The organism is Massilia sp. FBCC-B171 (genome assembly GCF_059134155.1).
Genome location: NZ_CP101443.1, coordinates 4,214,067 through 4,231,602, shown reverse-complemented (window position 1 = coordinate 4,231,602; position 17,536 = coordinate 4,214,067). Strand labels below are relative to the sequence as shown.

The following is a 17,536-nucleotide window of genomic DNA, read 5'->3' as shown; positions in this document are numbered from 1 at the left end:
TCTTGCATGTTGCAGTGCATGAAACGAGCCGACCCATCCCCCAGCCTGCGCATCGTCGTCGTCACCAGCGGCGACAAACAGGCCGGCGACGCCGCCCTTGCCGCCCAGGCCTGCCGCAGCGCGGCGCTGCGCGTCGGCCTGCTCGAGTCCGGCTATGACATCGTCGCTTCGCTCCCGCCGGACATCTTCCTGCCCGAGCGGATCGCCCAGTTGCAGCCGGACCTGATCATCGTCGACAGCGAGTCCGACGCCCGCGACGTGCTCGAACACATCGTGATCGCCACGCGCGAAGAACGGCGCCCGATCGTGCTCTTCACCGAGGACGACAGCGCGGCGACCATGGAAGCGGCGGTGGCGGCGGGCGTCTCGGCCTATATCGTGGCCGGCCTGCGCGCAGAACGGGTGCGCCCGGTGCTCGACGTGGCGCTGGCGCGTTTCAGGCGCGAACAGAAGCTGCTGGGCGAACTGGCCGACACGCGCCAGAAGCTGGCCGAGCGCAAGGTGATCGACCGCGCCAAGGGCGTGCTGATGAAGCGCCATTCCCTGACCGAAGACGAAGCCTACGGCCGCCTGCGCAGCCTGGCGATGAACAAGAACATGAGACTGGCCGAGATCGCGCAGCGCATCCTCGACGTCGAGGACTTGCTGGGTTAGACCCGGCGAAAGGAACCGCATGACAGGCTTGGCAGGCAAGGGCGCATACAGCGTTGGATCGGACCGTCCCGAGAAGGAAGAACTGAAGATCGGCTTCATGCCGCTGGCCGACTGCGCGCCGCTGGTGATGGCCTCCATCCTCGGCTTCGACGAAAAATACGGCGTCAAGCTGGTGCTGGAAAAGCAGCACTCCTGGTCCGGCATGCGCGACCGCCTGACCAGCGGCGAGCTCGATGCCGCCCAGGCCTTGTACGGCTTGCTGTACGGCCTGCAGATGGGCATCGGCAGCGCCGCGCGCGACATGGCGGTGCTGATGAACCTGAATCAGAACGGCCAGTCGATCGTGCTCTCGCGCGCCATCGCCGCGGCTGGCGTGACGGACGGCGCCGGGCTGGCCCAACTGATGCGCGAGCAGCCGCGCCGCTACACGTTCGCCCACACCTTCCCGACCGGGAACCACGCCATGTTCCTGTGCTACTGGCTGGCCGCCGCCGGGATCGATCCGCTTACCCAGACCCAGCTCGTCACCGTGCCCCCGAGCCAGATGGCGGCCAACCTGGAAGCCGGCCACATGGACGGCTTCTGCGCGGGCGAGCCCTGGAGCCGGCGCGCGGTGATCGAAGCGAGCGGCGTGCTGGTCGCGCCCAGCAGCCAGGTCTGGCCCGACCATCCCGGCAAGGCGCTCGGCGCACGCGCCGATTTTGTCGCCCGCCACCCCAACACCTGCCGCGCCCTGGTCGCCGCCTTGCTCGACACGGCGCGCTGGCTCGACAGCTCGCCGACCAACCGCGAAGCGGCCGCCGAAGTGCTGGCCAGCCCCGCCTTCGTCCATGCCGACATCGACCTGCTGCGCGCCTGCCTGGTGCCGCGCCAGGCCGATTTTCCCGGCCTGCGCTTCTTCGGCGAGGGCGAGGCGACTTACCCCTGGCTGTCGGACGGCATGTGGTTCCTGACCCAGCAGCGGCGCTGGGGCCTGCTGCGCGAAGACCCCGACTACCTGGGCGTGGCGCAGGCGGTCAATCACGTGGACGTGTATCGCGAGGCGGCGCTGCTGGCCGGCGTGGACGTGCCTTCGGGTGAGATGCGCAGCAGCAGGCTGATGGATGGCAGGGTGTGGGATGGGAGCGATCCGGCTGGGTATGTGGAAGCGTTCGGCATTCACCAGCGTGACGCGCAGCCCGCCAACGCCTGAGCCGACCCTACGGTCTATCTCTTGCATCGCGATGATGCAGCAACCAGCGCAGTGCGGCGTTCCGCATCATTTCAGCGCATTGTGCACTGCAATGTAGCGCCCTCCCGAATCTCCTAAGCGCTCCGCCCCGCCTGGGGTCTGGCACGGCTCTTGCAACTACCCCGTCAGGATCAACGACGATCCCTTCAGCAGCACATTAGTTGGTCCAATGCTGGACCGGCCTTTCGGACAACGGCGTCCGCCTCCCTGGTGACCACCACGGGACGCGGACGCCGTTTTGTTTTCATGAACGAGGGATACCATGGCCAGCAAAGCAAGCAGCATCACACTCACCGATTTCCATACGCCCCAGATGCGGGCCTTCCACCTGACCTGGGTCGCTTTCTTCATCTGCTTCTTCGCCTGGTTCGCCTGCGCGCCGCTGATGCCGGTGATTAAAGGGGAATTCGGCCTGTCGGTGGCGCAGATCGCCAACATCAACATCGCCGCCGTCGCCATCACCATCCTGGTGCGCCTGATCGTCGGCCCGATGTGCGACCGCTACGGTCCACGCAAAACCTACACGGCGCTGCTGGCCTTCGGCGCCATTCCGGTGCTGGGCGTGGCCTTTGCGCAGAGCTACGAAACCTTCCTGCTGGCCCGCCTCGGCATCGGCGCGGTGGGCGCAAGCTTCGTCATCACCCAGTACCACACCTCGGTGATGTTCGCGCCAAAAGTGGTCGGCACCGCCAACGCGGCCGCTGCCGGCTGGGGCAATGCCGGCGGCGGCGCGGCGCAGGCGGCCATGCCGCTGCTGCTGGGCGCACTCGTCATGGCGGGCGTGAGCGAAACCCTGGGCTGGCGCATCGCGCTGATCGTGCCGGGCGTGGCGATGCTGATCATGGCCGCCGTCTACTGGCGCTACACCCAGGACTGCCCGAGCGGTAATTTCAGCGAGCTGCGCGCGGCCGGCATCCCCTTCGAGGGCGGCGGCAAGGGCGGCATGGCCAGCTTCAAGGCGGCCTGCCGCAACCACCGCGCCTGGCTCCTGTTCGTCACCTACGGCGCCTGCTTCGGCATCGAAATCTTCATCCACAACATCGCCGCCATCTATTACGTCGACCATTATGGCCTCTCGCTCGGCGCAGCCGGCATGGCGGCCGGCAGCTTCGGCTTGCTGGCGCTGTTCGCCCGGGCCCTGGGCGGCTGGCTGTCGGACCGCAGCGCAGCGCGCGGTGACCTCAACAGCCGCGTCACGGTCCTGTTCGTGCTGATGATCGGCGAAGGCCTGGGCCTGCTCTGGTTCGCGAACGCCGACGGCGTCGCCTTTGCCCTGCTGGCGATGCTGATCTTTGGCCTCTTCACCCACATGGCTTGCGGCGCGACCTATGCGCTGGTGCCGTTTGTTGCGCCCACGGCCCTCGGCGGCGTGGCGGGCATCGTCGGCGCCGGCGGCAACGTCGGCGCGGTGCTGGCGGGCTTTTTGATGAAGGGGACCGGCAACGTGCGCGAGACCCTGATGATCCTCGGCGGCCTCGTCGTCGTCGCCAGCCTGTGCGCACTCGGCGCCCGTTTCAGCAGTACCGCCACCGTCGCCGGCGCGGCGCGTGCCTAGTTGGAAAATGAGGAGAACAGCATGAACATCATCGTCATCGGCCACGGCATGGTTGGCCACAAATTTGTCGAGTCGCTCGCCGCAGCCGCGCCGCACCTGCACATCACGGTGCTTGGCGAAGAGCCACGCCCGGCCTACGACCGCGTGCACCTGTCCGAATTCTTCGCAGGTAAAACGGCGGAAGACCTGTCGCTGGTCGCACCGGGCTTTTTCGAACGCGGCAACCTGAGCCTGAAACTGAACGCCAAGGTGGTCGCGATCGACCGCGCGGAACGCAAGGTGACGCTCGCCAACGGCGAAGTTCTCCCTTACGACAAGCTGGTGCTGGCCACCGGCTCTTCTCCCTTCGTACCGCCGGTCCCGGGCCGCGAGCGTACCGACTGTTTCGTCTACCGCACCATCGAAGACCTGGAAGCGATGCGTGAATGCGGCGCCCGTTCGCGCACCGGCGTCGTCATCGGCGGCGGCCTGCTCGGCCTGGAATGCGCGAAGGCGCTGCGCGACCTGGGCCTGGAAGCCCACGTCGTCGAGTTCGCGCCGCGCCTGATGGCGGTGCAAGTCGATGATTCTGGCGCCGGCGTGCTGCGCCGCCGTATCGAGGAACTCGGCGTAACGGTCCATACCGGCAAGAACACACTGGCCATCGTCGACGGCGAAGAAGGCACGCACCGCATGGAATTCGCCGACGGCACCCACCTCGACACCGACATGATCGTGTTCTCGGCCGGCATCCGCCCACGCGACGAGCTGGCCCGCGCCGCTGAACTGACGCTCGGCCCGCGCGGCGGCGTCGCCATCGACGACGATTGCCTCACGTCCGATCCGCACATCTACGCCGTCGGCGAATGCGCGGCATGGAAGGGCCAGCTGTTCGGCCTGGTCGCCCCCGGCTACGACATGGCGCGCACCGCCGCCCGTCACGTGCTCGGCGCGCCGGGCGGCTTCGCCGGCGCCGACCTGAGCACCAAGCTGAAACTGATGGGCGTGGACGTGGCCAGCATCGGCGACGCCCACGGGGCGACTGCCGGCAGCCGCAGCGTCCAGTACCTGGACGAGCGCCGCCAGACCTATAAAAAACTGGTCGTCAGCGACTGCGGCAAGCGCCTGCTGGGCGCCGTGCTGGTGGGCGACGCTGCCGAATACGGCACGCTGCTGCAAATGGCCCTGAGCGGCATCGAACTGCCGGAAGCGCCGGAAAGCCTGATCCTGCCGCAGGCCAGCGGCGCGCCGAAGCGCGGCCTCGGCGTCGAGGCACTGCCGGACAGCGCCCAGATCTGCTCCTGTAACGATATCTCGAAAGGCGCCTTGTGCGCGGCCGTGCAGGATGGCGCGACCAGCATCGGCGCCCTGAAAAAGTGCACCACCGCCGGCACGGCCTGCGGCGGCTGCGTCCCGCTGGTCACGCAAGTGCTCAATGCCGAACTGGCCAAGCAAGGTGTGACCGTCAGCCGCGCGCTGTGCGAACACTTCAACCACACGCGCCAGGAATTGCACCATCTGGTGCGCGTCGGCCGCATCCGCAGCTTCGGCGAACTGCTGTCCAAGCACGGCACGGGCCTGGGCTGCGACATCTGCAAGCCGGTCGCCGCGAATATCCTGGCCTCGACCTGGAACGATTTCGTCCTGAAACCCGAGCACGCGAGCCTGCAGGATTCGAACGACTACTTCCTCGGCAATATCCAGAAGGACGGCACCTATTCTGTCGTGCCGCGCATGCCGGGCGGCGAAGTCACGGCAGACGGCCTGATCGCGGTCGGCATGATCGCCAAAAAATACAATCTCTACACCAAGATCACCGGCGGCCAGCGCGTCGACCTGTTCGGTGCGCGCGTCGACCAGCTGCCGCCGATCTGGGAAGAACTGATCGCCGCCGGCTTCGAGTCCGGCCACGCTTACGGCAAGTCGCTGCGCACGGTGAAATCCTGCGTCGGCTCGACCTGGTGCCGCTACGGCGTGGGCGACAGCGCGGGCTTTGCCATCGCGCTGGAACACCGCTACAAGGGCTTGCGCACGCCGCACAAGGTGAAATTCGGCGTCTCCGGCTGCACCCGCGAATGCGCCGAAGCGCAGGGCAAGGACGTCGGCCTGATCGCCACCGACAAGGGCTGGAACCTCTACGTGTGCGGCAACGGCGGCATGAAACCGCGTCACGCCGAGCTGATCGCCTCGAACCTGGACGAAGCGACGGTCGTGAAACTGGTCGACCGCTTCCTGATGTTTTACGTGCGCACCGCCGACCGCCTGCAGCGCACCAGCACCTGGCGCGAACACCTGGAAGGCGGCCTGGATTACCTGAAGCAGGTCGTGGTCGACGACAAACTCGGCATCGGCGACGAGCTCGAAGCCGACATGCAGGCGGTGGTCGATACCTATGCCTGCGAGTGGAAGAACGCGGTGGAAGACCCGGAAGTACGCAAGCGCTTCCGCCACTTCGTGAACAGCCCGGCGCAGGACGACAACGTCGTCTTCATGCCCGAGCGCGGCCAGGTGCGCCCCGCCACCATCGAAGAACGCCGCCGCACGATCCCGATCGCAGTCGTCAACTAAGGAGCACACCATGCACCGAGACATCCAACTCAATACCTGGAACGCCGTCTGCGCCTTCGACGAGATCGTTCCCGACACCGGCGTCTGCGCGCTGCTCAATGGCCGCCAGGTGGCCGTGTTCCGGGTCGGTGAAAAGCAGCTGTTCGCGATCGATAACTACGACCCGAATTCGAACGCGGCCGTGCTCTCGCGCGGCCTGGTCGGCAGCCTGGGCGAACGGATCGTGGTCGCCTCGCCAATCTACAAGCACCACTTCGATCTGGCGACCGGCGAATGCCTGGAAGCGCCGGCGCATTCGGTGAGCAGTTTTCCGGTGCGGGTCGAAAACGGTACCGTGTGGGTCTCGGCATGAAGCCGCGCCTGGTCGTGGTCGGCAACGGCATGGCCGGCATGCGCACGGTCGAGGAGCTGTTGAAACTCGCCCCCGAGCTCTACGAGATCACGGTCTTCGGCGCCGAACCGCACGGGAACTACAACCGCGTGCTGCTGTCTCCGCTGCTGGCTGGCGACAAGAACGTCGACGAGATCATGCTCCATCCGCGCGCCTGGTATGCCGAACATGGCATCACCCTGCATGCGGGCGACCCGGTGGCGCGCATCGACCGCAAGCGCCGCGTCGTCGTCGCCCGCTCCGGCATGGAAGCGCCCTACGACCGCCTGCTGCTGGCGACCGGCTCCACGCCCTTCGTGCTGCCGATTCCCGGTAATACGCTGCCGGGCGTGGTCGGCTTTCGCGACCTGCACGACGTCGATACGATGCTCGCAGCTGCGCGTCATGGCGGGCGCGCGGTCGTTATTGGCGGCGGCCTGCTCGGCCTGGAAGGGGCGCACGCGCTGATGCGGCGCGGGATGGACGTCACCGTCGTGCACGTCGCCGCGAGCCTGATGAACCAGCAGCTCGACGGCGAGGCAGGGCGCCTGCTGAAGGACTCGCTCGAACGCGCGGGCTTGCGCATCCTGCTCGACGCCCAGACCAGCGAGATCGCAGGCGAAGGCAAAGTCGAAAGCGTGCGCTTCGCCGACGGCAGCGAACTGAAAGCCGACCTGGTCGTGATGGCCGCCGGCGTGCGCCCGAACGTGGCGCTCGGGCGCGAGGCCGGCCTGCACTGCGAACGCGCGATTGTCGTCGACGACACGCTGCAAACCTATGATCCGCGCATCTACGCCGTCGGCGAATGCGTGCAGCACCGCCGCGCCACTTTCGGCCTGGTGGCCCCGGTGTGGGAGCAGGCCCGCGTCTGCGCGGCCCACCTGGCCGGCGCCGGGCACCGCCGCTATGTGCAGGCCGCCACCGCGACCAAGCTGAAGGTGACCGGCATCGACCTGTATTCGGCCGGGGACATCGCCGGCAGCGTGGGGTCGGAAGAGCTGGTGCTGCGCGACCGCAGCTCGGGCGTCTACAAGCGCCTCGTGCTCGAAGGCTCGCGCGTCACCGGCGCCGTGCTGGTGGGCGACGTCGGCGACGGTCCCTGGTATTTCGACCTGATCCAGCGCGGCGCCGACGTTTCAAGTTTTCGCGACCGCCTGCTGTTCGGCGAAGCGCTGTGCGCGCCCGCCCCATAAAAGAGGAATGACGATGGACATGACCCTGCCCGTGCAGACCGTGCGTACCACCTGTCCATATTGCGGCGTCGGCTGCGGCGTGACCGCCACTGTGCGACCCGGCACCATCCCGATCATCGCGGGCGACCCCGAGCACAGCGCCAGCCAGGGCCGCCTGTGCGTGAAGGGCGCGGCGCTGGGCGAAACCCTGGACCTCGACGGGCGCTTGCTGCACCCCATGTTGCGCGAGAACGGCGCCATGCGCCGCGCGGGCTGGGATGAGGCGCTGGCACGCGTGGCGGGCGGCTTTGCGTCCATCATTGCCGAGCACGGCCCGGATGCGGTGGCGCTCTACGTCTCCGGCCAGCTCCTGACCGAGGACTACTACGTCGCCAACAAGTTCATGAAAGGCTTTATCGGCAGCGCCAACATCGACACCAATTCGCGCCTGTGCATGTCATCAAGCGTGGCCGGCCACAAGCGCGCCTTCGGCGAAGACCTAGTGCCGGGCTGCTACGAGGACTTCGAACTGGCCGACATGATCGTGCTGGTCGGCTCGAACACGGCCTGGTGCCATCCGACCCTGTTCCAGCGCATCCTGCGCGCGAAGGAAGCGCGGCCGGGTGTGCAGATCGTGGTGATCGACCCGCGCCGCACGGCCACCTGCGAGTCGGCCGACCTGCACCTGCCGATCAAGCCGGGTACCGATGTCTGGCTCTTCAATGGCCTGCTCAGCTACCTGGCGCGGCATGGCCACGGCGATGCCGGCTTCGTTGCGGCGCATACCGAAGGCTTCGACGCGGCGCTGGCAACGGCCGATGTCGATTGCAGCGACCCGGTGCAGGTCGCACGCATCTGCCGCGTCGACCAGGGCAAGTTGCTCGCCTTTTACGAAGGCTTCGCCGCCACGAATACAGTCGTCACCGCCTTCTCGCAAGGCGTGAACCAGTCGACCAGCGGCACCGACAAGGTCAACGCCATCATCAACTGCCACCTGCTGACCGGGCGCATCGGCCAGCCGGGCATGGGCCCGTTCTCCCTCACCGGCCAGCCGAATGCGATGGGCGGACGCGAAGTCGGGGGTCTCGCCAACATGCTGGCCGCCCACATGGAGCTCGATAATCCGGCCCAGCGTGAAGCGGTGCGCAGCTTCTGGGACGCGCCCGATATCGCGTCGAAGCCGGGCCTGAAGGCGGTCGACCTGTTCCGCGCGGTGGAGGAGGGAACCGTTAAAGCGGTGTGGATCATCGCCACCAATCCGCTGGTCAGCCTGCCCGACGCCGACCAGGTCAAACGCGCGCTGGACAAGTGCGAGCTGGTCGTCGTCAGCGACATCGTGGAAGGCACCGACACGAATGTCCACGCCGACGTGCTGCTGCCGGCGCTGGGCTGGGGCGAGAAGGATGGCACGGTGACCAATTCCGAACGCTGCATCTCGCGCCAGCGCGCCTTCCTGCCGGCGCCGGGCGAAGCGCGCGCGGACTGGTGGGCGCTGTGCGAAGTGGCGCGGCGCATGGGTTTTTCCGGTTTCGACTACGAGGGCGCGCATGCGATTTTCGACGAGCATGCGCGCTTGTCAGGCTGGCGCAATGCCAGCGGCGAGGCTGGACGCCGCGCCTTCGATATCTCGGGACTAGCCGGCATGGGCCGCCAGGCCTACGATGCCCTTGAACCGATCCAGTGGCCGGTGCTGCGCGATCAGGCCGGCGCGCTGACGCAAACGATGCGCCTGTTCGGCGACGGCCGCTTTGCCCACGCCAGCGGAAAGGCGCGCTTCATCGCCACCGCCCCGCGTGCGCCCGCGCATGCGGTCAACGACGACTTCCCGCTGGCCCTGAACACCGGCCGCATGCGCGACCAGTGGCATACGATGACGCGCACCGGCAAGTCGCCGCGCCTGGCCAGCCACACGCCGGAGCCCTTCATCGACCTGCACCCGAACGACGCCTTGCTGTGCGGCGTGCGCGAAGGAGAGCTGGCGCGGGTCACCAGCCGCTGGGGCGCGATGGTGGCGCGCGTTACCCACAGCGGTGGCATCGCGCGCGGCAGCGTGTTCGCACCGATCCACTGGAGCGGCCAGACGGCGTCCGATGCGCGCGTCGGCGCGCTCGTCAATCCCTCGGTCGATCCGGTCTCGGGCGAGCCCGAGTTCAAGCACACGCCGGTGCGGGTCGAACCTTTTGTGGTCGAGTGGCAGGCCTTTGTGCTGAGCCGCACCGCGCTGGCGGTCGAGGGCGTGGCCAACTGGACGCGGGTGCAGGGCGACGGCTTCGTGCGCTATGAACTCGCTGGCCGCGGCCCGGCGCACGCCGACTGGGCGCGCACGGTGCTGGGGGTGGACCCGCAGGCCGACTGGATCGAATACGACGATGCCGGCGCCGGTGTGTACCGCGCCGCGCATCTGACGGAAGGGCGCCTGCAGGCCTGCGTGTTCGTGGCGCGCCGCGCCGCGCCGCTGCCGCCGCGCCAGTGGCTGGCCGGCCTGTTCCAGCAGGAGACGCTGGCGCCTCAGGACCGCGCCACCTTGCTGGCCGGGCGTGCACCGCAACTGGGACCGGATCCTGGCCCGACGGTCTGTTCCTGCTTCGGGGTCGGGCGCAACACGATCTGCACGGCGATTCGCAAGCAGGGCTTGCGCAGCACGTCCGCGGTGACCGCCTGCCTGAAGGCAGGCGGCAACTGCGGCTCCTGCCTGCCCGAGATCGCCAGGCTGCTGGTGGAGGAACAACTTGGCGGCGCCGCAGCCTGACGCCGCCAGGGGCCAGTTTCAAGACACGTGGTCCTTGCAAGGTCCGCCGGTGCCGGTACGCGAACGGTTCGCGCTCGTCTCGGTGCCGAACAGCGGCAGCTCAAGATAAGAACGTTCGGTGGCCGGCACCGCGAACACATAGCCTTGCGTCTCGAGCCGGTGACGCAGCACGATCTGGGCCAGATACACCGGCGCCAGCACGCGCTGCGCCTTGCGCTTGCCGAGGTCGAGGTAACCGAAGCGCATCGTCTGCGAAGCGATGACCTTGTCCGGCAAACGCTCCTTGGCCTTGCCAAGCACGCTGGCAAGGTGGCCCGCGATCTGGCGCGCGGCCACCTCAGGAGCCACGACCGCGGCGCTGTCGAGCTTTTCGGCCACGCCCGGACGGATGTTGAGCGCCAATGCATCCAGCCTGCCGTCGCCGGACAGGGTCAGCGCGACCGAGGCCGCACCCAGCACCGGGATGCCGCCGAGCGCGTGGCGCCAGGCGCCGGTGGCCCGGAACAGCACCGCTTCGGCGAGTCGGTCCTCGCGGTCCGCGCCCTGGCCCTTGGACTGGAACAGGCGTTCGAACGCCAGGCTCCCGTTCTCGCCCGCCCACTCGGCCACGCGCAGGCGCTGCGCCGCTTCGGTTACCAGGCGCGTGAGCACGGCGTGCTCTTCGACGCGTTCGAAGGGCGCCGTGAAGGGCGTCGTCCCGGCATGGAACTGGAGTGCGCCGGAAGCGTGATAGACCACGGCGCGCGCGCCGCCGGCCAGTTGCACCAGGGTGCGGTCGGCGCGGGTGACGAAATTGGCGCGGTCATGCGCGCAGTGGTCGACTTCTTCGATCAGCGACAGGAAGCGGCTGGCGCGGGCGCGCACCTCGTCCTGGGTAAAAGGCTGCAGCGCCAGGACATCGGCGCGGTTGGGGTAGCCTGTGCAATCGGAGGCCAGGCTGTCGATCAAGGTTTGCTCATTCATGGTTCAACCCTCCGTCCAGTACCACAGGATGCAGGCCTGCTGGGCCGGGGGCAGGTCGGCTTCGACGTTGCCGTGGCCCCACAGGTGATCGCGGTTCAGCGTCGACAAGTCCCAGCGGATGGCGCCGTTATTCCAGGTGGCCGCATTGCCGACGCAGACAGTGATCGGATGATTGTCGACATACCAGTCCGACACGCCGTTATGCCAGGCCTGGCAGACCGTGTCGCCGTCGGTCAGGTTGTCGGCGACGTCCTCGCCGCACTCGTCGGTGGTGATGCCGTCCCACATGGTTTCCCAGGCGCCGCAATAGATGTGCATGCGCGCGAAGATGTTCCACAGGCCCGTCACGCGGTCGCGCTTGACGGTCTCGCAGGAATAGGCCATTACCCATTCGTTGTTCCAGTCCTCGCCGAGTTGCCAGCGGTTCGAATACGTGCGCCATTCGGTGCGCGGCGCATCGTAGAGCATGCGCGCGCGGCCGTCTTCTTCATGGCCGCCATGCGTCTCCTGCCAGTAGAGGTCGACATCGTCGACCCAGCTGCGGTCGGCGCCGCCCTGGTCGACATCGCGGATGTCGTTTTCCCAGCAGTCGGTATTGGCCCAGTAAAACGCCCGGGTGTGGCCGGCCGCGCGCAGCTTCGCGTCGAATCCGTTACTTCGGTTGAACGTGTAGGTCAGATCTCCAGCCGTGCTCACGCCAGCGGCGCGCGCATGGTTGAAGTATCGGATCGCTTCGATTCCGAACCTTGCCATGGCAATCTCCTTTTTTTCAGCAGTCAATGTGCGCCGAGAAAGAGCACCTACGGCGGCAACAGCGCGTCGGTGCACGGCGCAGCACTCACCACAGTAGCGGCCGCTTTTTGGTCAGGCTCTGCTGTAGATCAGCCGCCTCAGGCGCTGCGGACAGCTTGATGGACGGGGCGCAGACAAAGCGGTGGCACGAGGAAAGGAAGGGGGAGGCGAGGAGAGAAATACGAAGGGGCAATGCAAAGCGGGCCGTGCTTGTCAGCACGGCCCGCTTGAAATTCATTCAGTTATCGGCGTTGCGATAACGGAAGCTGTTGCTTAACGGTTTGCCAGCCAGCGCAGTTCGGCGGCCAGGTTCGGCGAATGCTTGTCGGCGTCGGCTGCCAGTGCGAACAGTTCGGCGCGGCCATCGCGCTCGGAGACGGCGTAGGGCACGCGGTTGACGCCTGCCTGGCGCGAGACCAGCCAGCCGCCTTGTGCGGCGAACAGCTGTTCCGAGAAAGTGCGGAGTGCGGCGAACAGGTCGGAGAAGAGGCCTTTGTCTTGCGCTTGGGTGATCGTTGCTGCGTTCATGTGTCGCTCCAATAAATACTGTGATGTTGCAGTGCAGTATAAATTCCTTGGGGATATAAATATACTTTCAGTTCGTGATGTCCACGATAAGCAGAACGTATATTTATCAGGACACCAATCTTGCGTTATCCGTTCCGCGAATGACCGCCTGCGGCTGGAAGCGCACGCTGCTCGGTGCGCTCGAAGCGCCATTTCATCACAAGCACGCTCGACGCCAGCACCAGGGTGATGGCATTGTTGATGGCGATCGGCCAGGCCTCGATGGCGATGCCATAGCAGAGCCAGAGGAAGACGCCGAAGCAGAAGGCCGAGTACATGCCCATCGAAATGCCGCGTGCGCTGCGGGTGCGCCAGACGAGGACAACTTGGGGGATGAAGGCGGCGGTGGTGCAGAAGGCGGCCAGGTAGCCGACCAGGGTGATATCGAATTGCATGGGGCCTCTTGTGCTGTGAATGCAGCGTCTCTCTGACACAACATGGTACGGAAATAATAAATCACATTGATTTACTTAAGCTGAAAAATTATACTCGACGCTTCGCTTCGCTGCTTTCCTCCTCCCGCATGCTCACGCTCTTCCCATCAACGACGCCGGCCATCGATCCCGCTACGGCGCCGCGCATGCTCGGTTCGAACCAGACCGGCATGCGCGAGTTCAACGAGCGCGTCGTACTGCATGCGATCCGCCTGCACGGCAGCCTCCCGAAAGCCGAGCTGGCGCGATTGACCAAGCTGAGCACGCAAACGGTCTCCGTGATCATCAACCGGCTGCTGATCGAGGGCGTCGTCGTCAAGCGCGATTCGCTGCGCGGGCGGATAGGGCAGCCTTCGCAGCCGATTGCCCTGAATCCCGACGGCGCCTTTTCAATCGGCGTGCAGATCGGCCGGCGCAACCTGGACGTGGCCCTGATCGATTTCACCGGCGCGCCGCGCTACCGCAAGTCGATTGTCTACGGCGCGCCCTCGGTCGATGCCGTCTTCGGCGAGATCGGCGAGCACCTGGAGCGCATCGAAGACCAGCTGGGCGTGGAGAAGACGGCACGCGTGAGCGGCATCGGCCTGGCCGCGCCGCTGGCCTTCGGCGGCTGGCGCGAGCTGGTCGGCCTGTCGCCGCAGGACGCCGACGCCTGGACCCGCACCAACATGCGCGAGCGCCTGCAGGGCATGACGCGCCTGCCGGTGGTCTTCGCGAAGGACACGGCTGCCGCCTGCGTGGCCGAACTGGTGGCCGGACGCGGGCGCCACCTGAAGAATTATCTCTACGTGTTCGTCGACACCCTGATCGGCGGCGGCCTCGTGATCAACGGCCAGCCGCACGCCGGCGTCTACGGCAATGCAGGCGCGATCGGCTCGATGCCGCTCGGCGTGGCCGACGGTATTCGTCCCGGCGGCGTGCAGCAGCTGCTGGCCTCGGCCTCGCTGGCGACGCTGGAAGACATGCTGGCGGCGGTTGGACTGGAAAGCCTGCCCGCCGCCGACCCGCGCCTGCTGCAGGCGCCCTGGGCGCCGGTGACGCGGCGCTGGCTGGAGGAGGCGGCCAGTGCCATCGCCTTCTCGATCAACACCTCGAGCTGCCTGCTCGACCTCGATGGCGTGATCGTCGACGGCGCGGTCGGCGCGCCCTTGTTGGAAGCGCTGATCGACGCCGTGCGTGTGGCGCTGGGCAGCTACAGCTGGCAGGGGGTCATGCGGCCCGAGCTCATTGCCGGCGCCATCGGACGCGATGCAAAGGTGATCGGCGCGGCCTACCTGCCGCTGCATGCGAATTTCGCGCCGGGGCATGAGACCTTCCTGAAGGCGGGGAGATGAACACATGAACACAAGCATCGGACCAGATCCCGCCGTCGCGCATCCTGCGGCAATTGCACAGCGCGAGATGCAGCAGCAACTTGGACGCTGCATGTTGCGGATCCAGCAGTATGAACGCGCGTTAAAAGCGCTGGTCGCCAGCGGGTCGATCACGGCGCATCCAGAGCGATTGCCCGAAGCGCAATCGCGCAAGACCGCTGCGCAGCAAACCAAGACGCTCGGTCAGCTGATCCGCATGTTTACAGACGAGCACCTGTCCGACGGCAGCCTCGAAACCGCTGAAAGGCTCGATACAGATGAAACTGTTCAGCAACCGCTGTTCAGGAGTCAATTCACGATAGCGATGACGCCTGAACGGTACCGGCAGACCGTTGCCGGCCTCAACGAGTTGAAGGATATTCGGAACAAGCTGATTCACCATCTGGTCGAGCAATTCGATATATCGACCGAAGCCGACTGCCTGGCGGGAACGGCCTACCTGCGGGACTGCTATGCAAAGATCGATGCGGCCCTGCTCCAGTTGAAGGAATGGGCCGATGGTCATGCGAGGATGCAGGCAGAGGCGGCGGTAGTGCTGCGCTCGAAGGAATTCGAGGATGCATTTGTCTATGGAAAGGTAACAGGCGCGAAGCGTTGACGAGCACCTGTCCGTGGCTGCCCAGTGCGGTGTTCTGATGTGTTGCGTAAAGCAGAAAAACTGGTTGGAATGAGAGGATTCGAACCTCCGTGTTTCCAGGCATCACTGCCCGGTTGGCCCGTTTTGCCCGCTTTGTTTCTTCTGTCCGCTTTGTGTGCCTTGCTCGCCTTGCCCGCTCGACGTCGCCGCGCCCGCGCCTTGCGAAGATCCGACCATGCGCGTGTCCGTATCGCCAACGATGACCTGGGCACGCCGGTTTTCCCAGCGCCCGATGCCCGTGTCATTGGTGTTCAGCGGATTCTCTTCACCGTGTGACCGGACGGCAATGCGGCTGGAGTCGATCCCGCGGCTCACCAGGGCTTTACGCACCGCTTCTGCCCGTTTCAAGGCCAAGGCCTGGTTATAAGCGGGATCGCCGACATTGTCCGTATGCCCCTCGATCATGACATGTTGCTCGGGATTGTTTTTCAAGGTGGTGGCCAACTCATCGATCTTGGGCATGGCGTTGGCTGGGAGCTTCGCTGTTCCGGTGACGAAACCTGCAAGGCTCTGTTCGTCCTGCTCCGGGCTTGCGCCCGTTTTGCGACTATTTTCTGCAGCCGCAACCGACACCGCCTGATCCCGCTCCGCAACCGCAACCGCAACGGTCAGTGCTTCTTCCGCAGCGCGCTGGTTTGCAAGTTCTTGCGCTGTCGCTGCGCGTTGCTGCGCAAGGTAAGCGAGATGCGTGGTGGCGGGAAGGTCATGTTTGTCATTCCACGCAGTGGTGGCCTGGCGCAGTGAATCGCTTGCGCGTTCCAGTTCGCCTGGTGCGTATTTGGCCACGTGGGGATTGGCTGCCGCACTGTTCACAGCTTGTCCGGCATTGCCGATGGCTGTCTGCGCGGCCGCTACGTCGGACGCCGGCGGGGATGTCGAGCATCCCGCTACGATCATGCCGGCAACAATCGCGCCGGTAGTCGATCGGATGATGTGGTTCATCTCTCACCTCTACTGGTTCAGGTTGGCCTGGTTGCGTGTCTCGCGCAATATCCGATTACTCTTTGCCAGTTCGGCGGACGCAATCCTGGCTTGGGTCGAATCGGTCTTCGCGCGAGCCAGATTGGCGTCGACCTGGGCCTGCTGGGCCTGGCGCTTCGCATCGACCTCACGCCGCTCTTTGGCCGCGATGTTGGCGCGATTCAGTTTATCGACCGCGACATCGAATTCTGCAGGCGCGGTTTCCGCCGCACCTACCGTCTTCGCCTGATCGACGGCCTCCCGGCTGGTGGCGAGCTGCTGGTTCAATGCCTCGTTGGCACATCCGGTCAAGCCAAGAAGGAGGCATCCCGCCAACACCCGTGACGAATGATAAAAACGATGAGCGAGCATCATGTCGGACCTCCCGAGAGATCTGCATTGAAAATTTCATCATTATCGAGACATGACCGTTCTTCAATGAGACCAAAGGACTACTGTTCGAGGTCAGCGGCCGGATGTACGCGACGAATCAGGCGGTGAAGTGAAGTAGCGCTGCGGCCAAATGAAGCCCTGCTCGGCAAGAAACTGCCGAGTCCGGCATCATGGTGCGTCATTCACTTCACATAGAAAGAAATCTGCATGTCTGATCTCCTGCAAACCTTGCAGTGGCGTTATGCCACCAAAAAAATGGATCCTGCCAAAAAGGTCGCCAAAGAGAAGATCGACCGCATTCTCGAGGCGGTACGCCTGACGGCCAGTTCCAGTGGATTGCAACAGTACGAGATGTTGGTAGTGACGAACGATGCCCTGCGTGAACAGATCAGGCCGCATGCCTGGAACCAGGCCCAGGTGACGGAATGCTCGCATCTGCTTGTGTTCGCCGCGTGGGATACTTATACGGCAGAGCGCATCAATGCGATGTTTGATCTGGTGAACGCCGAGCGCGGCATCAGAAACGAAGGTTGGGAAGCCTACCGCCAGCAATTGCTGTCGACCTACCCGCAACGCGACGCCCAGACCAATTTCGAGCACGCCGCACGTCAGGCTTACATCGGCCTCGGCAGCGCGCTGATTGCTGCCGCTGAGGAAAAAGTAGATGCCACCCCGATGGAGGGTTTCGATCCGGCCAAGGTCGACGAGATCCTGAAGCTGCGTGAACGTGGATTGCGTTCGGTGGTCCTCTTGCCTGTTGGCTATCGTGCGGATGAAGGCGATTGGCTCGTCGACCTGAAGAAAGTGCGCCGTCCGTTGTCGCAGTTCGTCACCGAGTTGGCGTAGGCAACAAGCCATCCTGGATAGATGAAAAAAGCCAGACCGGCTGACGCCTGGTCTGGCTTTTCATTGTCTGGTCGGGGTGAGAGGATTCGAACCTCCGGCCTCTACGTCCCGAACGTAGCGCTCTACCGGGCTAAGCTACACCCCGACTGGTTCGAGGCACGCGCCTGACAACATCGCCATGGCTGCGTTGCATTCGTCTCGCCGTACTAGCGTACTGTCTTCGACGATGCGCCTTGCCCTGACGGTGTTGTCAGACGCTTTTAAAACCGGCGCCCCGGGAGATATAAATATAA

16 protein-coding genes and 1 tRNA gene are annotated in these 17,536 nt (G+C 65.4%); 10 read left to right on the top strand and 7 right to left on the bottom strand.

The features are described from left to right. The first annotated feature begins 18 nt into the window (after positions 1-18). The 7 genes from NMB41_RS19185 (at position 19) to NMB41_RS19155 (ending at position 10,278) form a co-directional block, all read left to right on the top strand. Positions 19-654 (top strand): ANTAR domain-containing response regulator, encoded by a 636-nt coding sequence (locus NMB41_RS19185; protein WP_494379395.1) that lies wholly within the window; start codon positions 19-21, stop codon positions 652-654. 19 nt (positions 655-673) lie between these two features. Continuing rightward, positions 674-1,846: a CmpA/NrtA family ABC transporter substrate-binding protein gene (locus tag NMB41_RS19180; protein WP_494379394.1), complete on the top strand. Its 1,173-nt coding sequence runs from the start codon at positions 674-676 to the stop codon at positions 1,844-1,846. 301 nt (positions 1,847-2,147) lie between these two features. Continuing rightward, positions 2,148-3,440, top strand: a complete 1,293-nt coding sequence (locus tag NMB41_RS19175) for an MFS transporter (protein WP_494379393.1) — start codon at positions 2,148-2,150, stop codon at positions 3,438-3,440. Between the two features lie 21 nt (positions 3,441-3,461). After that, positions 3,462-5,987 (top strand): nitrite reductase large subunit NirB, encoded by a 2,526-nt coding sequence (gene nirB / locus NMB41_RS19170; RefSeq protein ID WP_494379392.1) that lies wholly within the window; start codon positions 3,462-3,464, stop codon positions 5,985-5,987. A 10-nt stretch (positions 5,988-5,997) separates the two neighbouring features. Beyond that, positions 5,998-6,339 carry a nitrite reductase small subunit NirD gene (gene nirD, locus NMB41_RS19165; protein ID WP_494379391.1) on the top strand — a complete coding sequence of 114 codons (342 nt, stop codon included), beginning with the start codon at positions 5,998-6,000 and terminating at the stop codon, positions 6,337-6,339. Then, positions 6,336-7,550, top strand: coding sequence for an NAD(P)/FAD-dependent oxidoreductase (locus tag NMB41_RS19160; RefSeq protein ID WP_494379390.1), 1,215 nt, complete (start codon positions 6,336-6,338; stop codon positions 7,548-7,550). The genes nirD and NMB41_RS19160 overlap by 4 nt, the downstream gene beginning before the upstream one ends. Before the next feature lie 13 nt (positions 7,551-7,563). Beyond that, positions 7,564-10,278: a molybdopterin-dependent oxidoreductase gene (locus tag NMB41_RS19155; protein ID WP_494379389.1), complete on the top strand. Its 2,715-nt coding sequence runs from the start codon at positions 7,564-7,566 to the stop codon at positions 10,276-10,278. An 18-nt stretch (positions 10,279-10,296) separates the two neighbouring features. Here the strand turns inward: NMB41_RS19155 and NMB41_RS19150 are convergent, their stop codons facing one another. The 4 genes from NMB41_RS19150 to NMB41_RS19135 all read right to left on the bottom strand — a co-directional run bounded on the left by NMB41_RS19150 (position 10,297) and on the right by NMB41_RS19135 (position 12,995). Continuing rightward, positions 10,297-11,241: a hypothetical protein gene (locus NMB41_RS19150; protein ID WP_494379388.1), complete on the bottom strand. Its 945-nt coding sequence runs from the start codon at positions 11,239-11,241 to the stop codon at positions 10,297-10,299. A 3-nt stretch (positions 11,242-11,244) separates the two neighbouring features. After that, positions 11,245-11,994: a DUF6345 domain-containing protein gene (locus NMB41_RS19145; RefSeq protein ID WP_494379387.1), complete on the bottom strand. Its 750-nt coding sequence runs from the start codon at positions 11,992-11,994 to the stop codon at positions 11,245-11,247. 312 nt (positions 11,995-12,306) lie between these two features. Continuing rightward, a complete protein-coding gene (locus tag NMB41_RS19140) occupies positions 12,307-12,561 on the bottom strand; it encodes a hypothetical protein (protein ID WP_494379386.1) in 255 nt (84 codons plus the stop codon). A 125-nt stretch (positions 12,562-12,686) separates the two neighbouring features. Continuing rightward, positions 12,687-12,995 carry a SemiSWEET transporter gene (locus NMB41_RS19135; protein ID WP_494379385.1) on the bottom strand — a complete coding sequence of 103 codons (309 nt, stop codon included), beginning with the start codon at positions 12,993-12,995 and terminating at the stop codon, positions 12,687-12,689. Positions 12,996-13,123: 128 nt separating this feature from the next. On the opposite strand from NMB41_RS19135, the gene NMB41_RS19130 reads away from it, so the two are divergent. Both NMB41_RS19130 and NMB41_RS19125 read left to right on the top strand, forming a co-directional pair. Further along, complete coding sequence (locus NMB41_RS19130) at positions 13,124-14,368, top strand: ROK family transcriptional regulator (RefSeq protein WP_494379384.1); 1,245 nt, start codon at positions 13,124-13,126, stop codon at positions 14,366-14,368. Positions 14,369-14,372: 4 nt separating this feature from the next. After that, positions 14,373-15,005 carry a hypothetical protein gene (locus NMB41_RS19125; RefSeq protein WP_494379383.1) on the top strand — a complete coding sequence of 211 codons (633 nt, stop codon included), beginning with the start codon at positions 14,373-14,375 and terminating at the stop codon, positions 15,003-15,005. A gap of 102 nt (positions 15,006-15,107) precedes the next feature. Here NMB41_RS19125 and NMB41_RS19120 read toward each other — a convergent pair whose 3' ends face one another. Together NMB41_RS19120 and NMB41_RS19115 are read right to left on the bottom strand one after the other, a co-directional pair. Continuing rightward, complete coding sequence (locus tag NMB41_RS19120; RefSeq protein WP_494379382.1) at positions 15,108-15,986, bottom strand: OmpA family protein; 879 nt, start codon at positions 15,984-15,986, stop codon at positions 15,108-15,110. Positions 15,987-15,995: 9 nt separating this feature from the next. Further along, positions 15,996-16,379, bottom strand: a complete 384-nt coding sequence (locus NMB41_RS19115; RefSeq protein ID WP_494379381.1) for a DUF4398 domain-containing protein — start codon at positions 16,377-16,379, stop codon at positions 15,996-15,998. A gap of 225 nt (positions 16,380-16,604) precedes the next feature. On the opposite strand from NMB41_RS19115, the gene NMB41_RS19110 reads away from it, so the two are divergent. Then, on the top strand, positions 16,605-17,243 hold the full coding sequence (locus tag NMB41_RS19110; protein ID WP_494379380.1) for an NAD(P)H-dependent oxidoreductase: 639 nt from the start codon (positions 16,605-16,607) through the stop codon (positions 17,241-17,243). 68 nt (positions 17,244-17,311) lie between these two features. On the opposite strand, the gene NMB41_RS19105 is transcribed toward NMB41_RS19110, so the two are convergent. Next, positions 17,312-17,388, bottom strand: a tRNA-Pro gene (locus tag NMB41_RS19105). Positions 17,389-17,536 lie beyond the last annotated feature (148 nt).

What these genes read in the sequence shown, in the direction of transcription:
- nirB (WP_494379392.1), top strand. Translation starts at nt 3,462, where the DNA reads ATGAACATCATCGTCATCGGCCACGGCATGGTTGGCCACAAATTTGTC.
- NMB41_RS19140 (WP_494379386.1), bottom strand. Translation starts at nt 12,561, where the DNA reads ATGAACGCAGCAACGATCACCCAAGCGCAAGACAAAGGCCTCTTCTCC.
- NMB41_RS19130 (WP_494379384.1), top strand. Translation starts at nt 13,124, where the DNA reads ATGCTCACGCTCTTCCCATCAACGACGCCGGCCATCGATCCCGCTACG.
- NMB41_RS19110 (WP_494379380.1), top strand. Translation starts at nt 16,605, where the DNA reads ATGTCTGATCTCCTGCAAACCTTGCAGTGGCGTTATGCCACCAAAAAA.
- NMB41_RS19160 (WP_494379390.1), top strand. Translation starts at nt 6,336, where the DNA reads ATGAAGCCGCGCCTGGTCGTGGTCGGCAACGGCATGGCCGGCATGCGC.
- NMB41_RS19115 (WP_494379381.1), bottom strand. Translation starts at nt 16,379, where the DNA reads ATGATGCTCGCTCATCGTTTTTATCATTCGTCACGGGTGTTGGCGGGA.
- NMB41_RS19145 (WP_494379387.1), bottom strand. Translation starts at nt 11,994, where the DNA reads ATGGCAAGGTTCGGAATCGAAGCGATCCGATACTTCAACCATGCGCGC.
- NMB41_RS19125 (WP_494379383.1), top strand. Translation starts at nt 14,373, where the DNA reads ATGAACACAAGCATCGGACCAGATCCCGCCGTCGCGCATCCTGCGGCA.
- NMB41_RS19135 (WP_494379385.1), bottom strand. Translation starts at nt 12,995, where the DNA reads ATGCAATTCGATATCACCCTGGTCGGCTACCTGGCCGCCTTCTGCACC.
- NMB41_RS19185 (WP_494379395.1), top strand. Translation starts at nt 19, where the DNA reads ATGAAACGAGCCGACCCATCCCCCAGCCTGCGCATCGTCGTCGTCACC.
- nirD (WP_494379391.1), top strand. Translation starts at nt 5,998, where the DNA reads ATGCACCGAGACATCCAACTCAATACCTGGAACGCCGTCTGCGCCTTC.
- NMB41_RS19180 (WP_494379394.1), top strand. Translation starts at nt 674, where the DNA reads ATGACAGGCTTGGCAGGCAAGGGCGCATACAGCGTTGGATCGGACCGT.
- NMB41_RS19175 (WP_494379393.1), top strand. Translation starts at nt 2,148, where the DNA reads ATGGCCAGCAAAGCAAGCAGCATCACACTCACCGATTTCCATACGCCC.
- NMB41_RS19150 (WP_494379388.1), bottom strand. Translation starts at nt 11,241, where the DNA reads ATGAATGAGCAAACCTTGATCGACAGCCTGGCCTCCGATTGCACAGGC.
- NMB41_RS19120 (WP_494379382.1), bottom strand. Translation starts at nt 15,986, where the DNA reads ATGAACCACATCATCCGATCGACTACCGGCGCGATTGTTGCCGGCATG.
- NMB41_RS19155 (WP_494379389.1), top strand. Translation starts at nt 7,564, where the DNA reads ATGGACATGACCCTGCCCGTGCAGACCGTGCGTACCACCTGTCCATAT.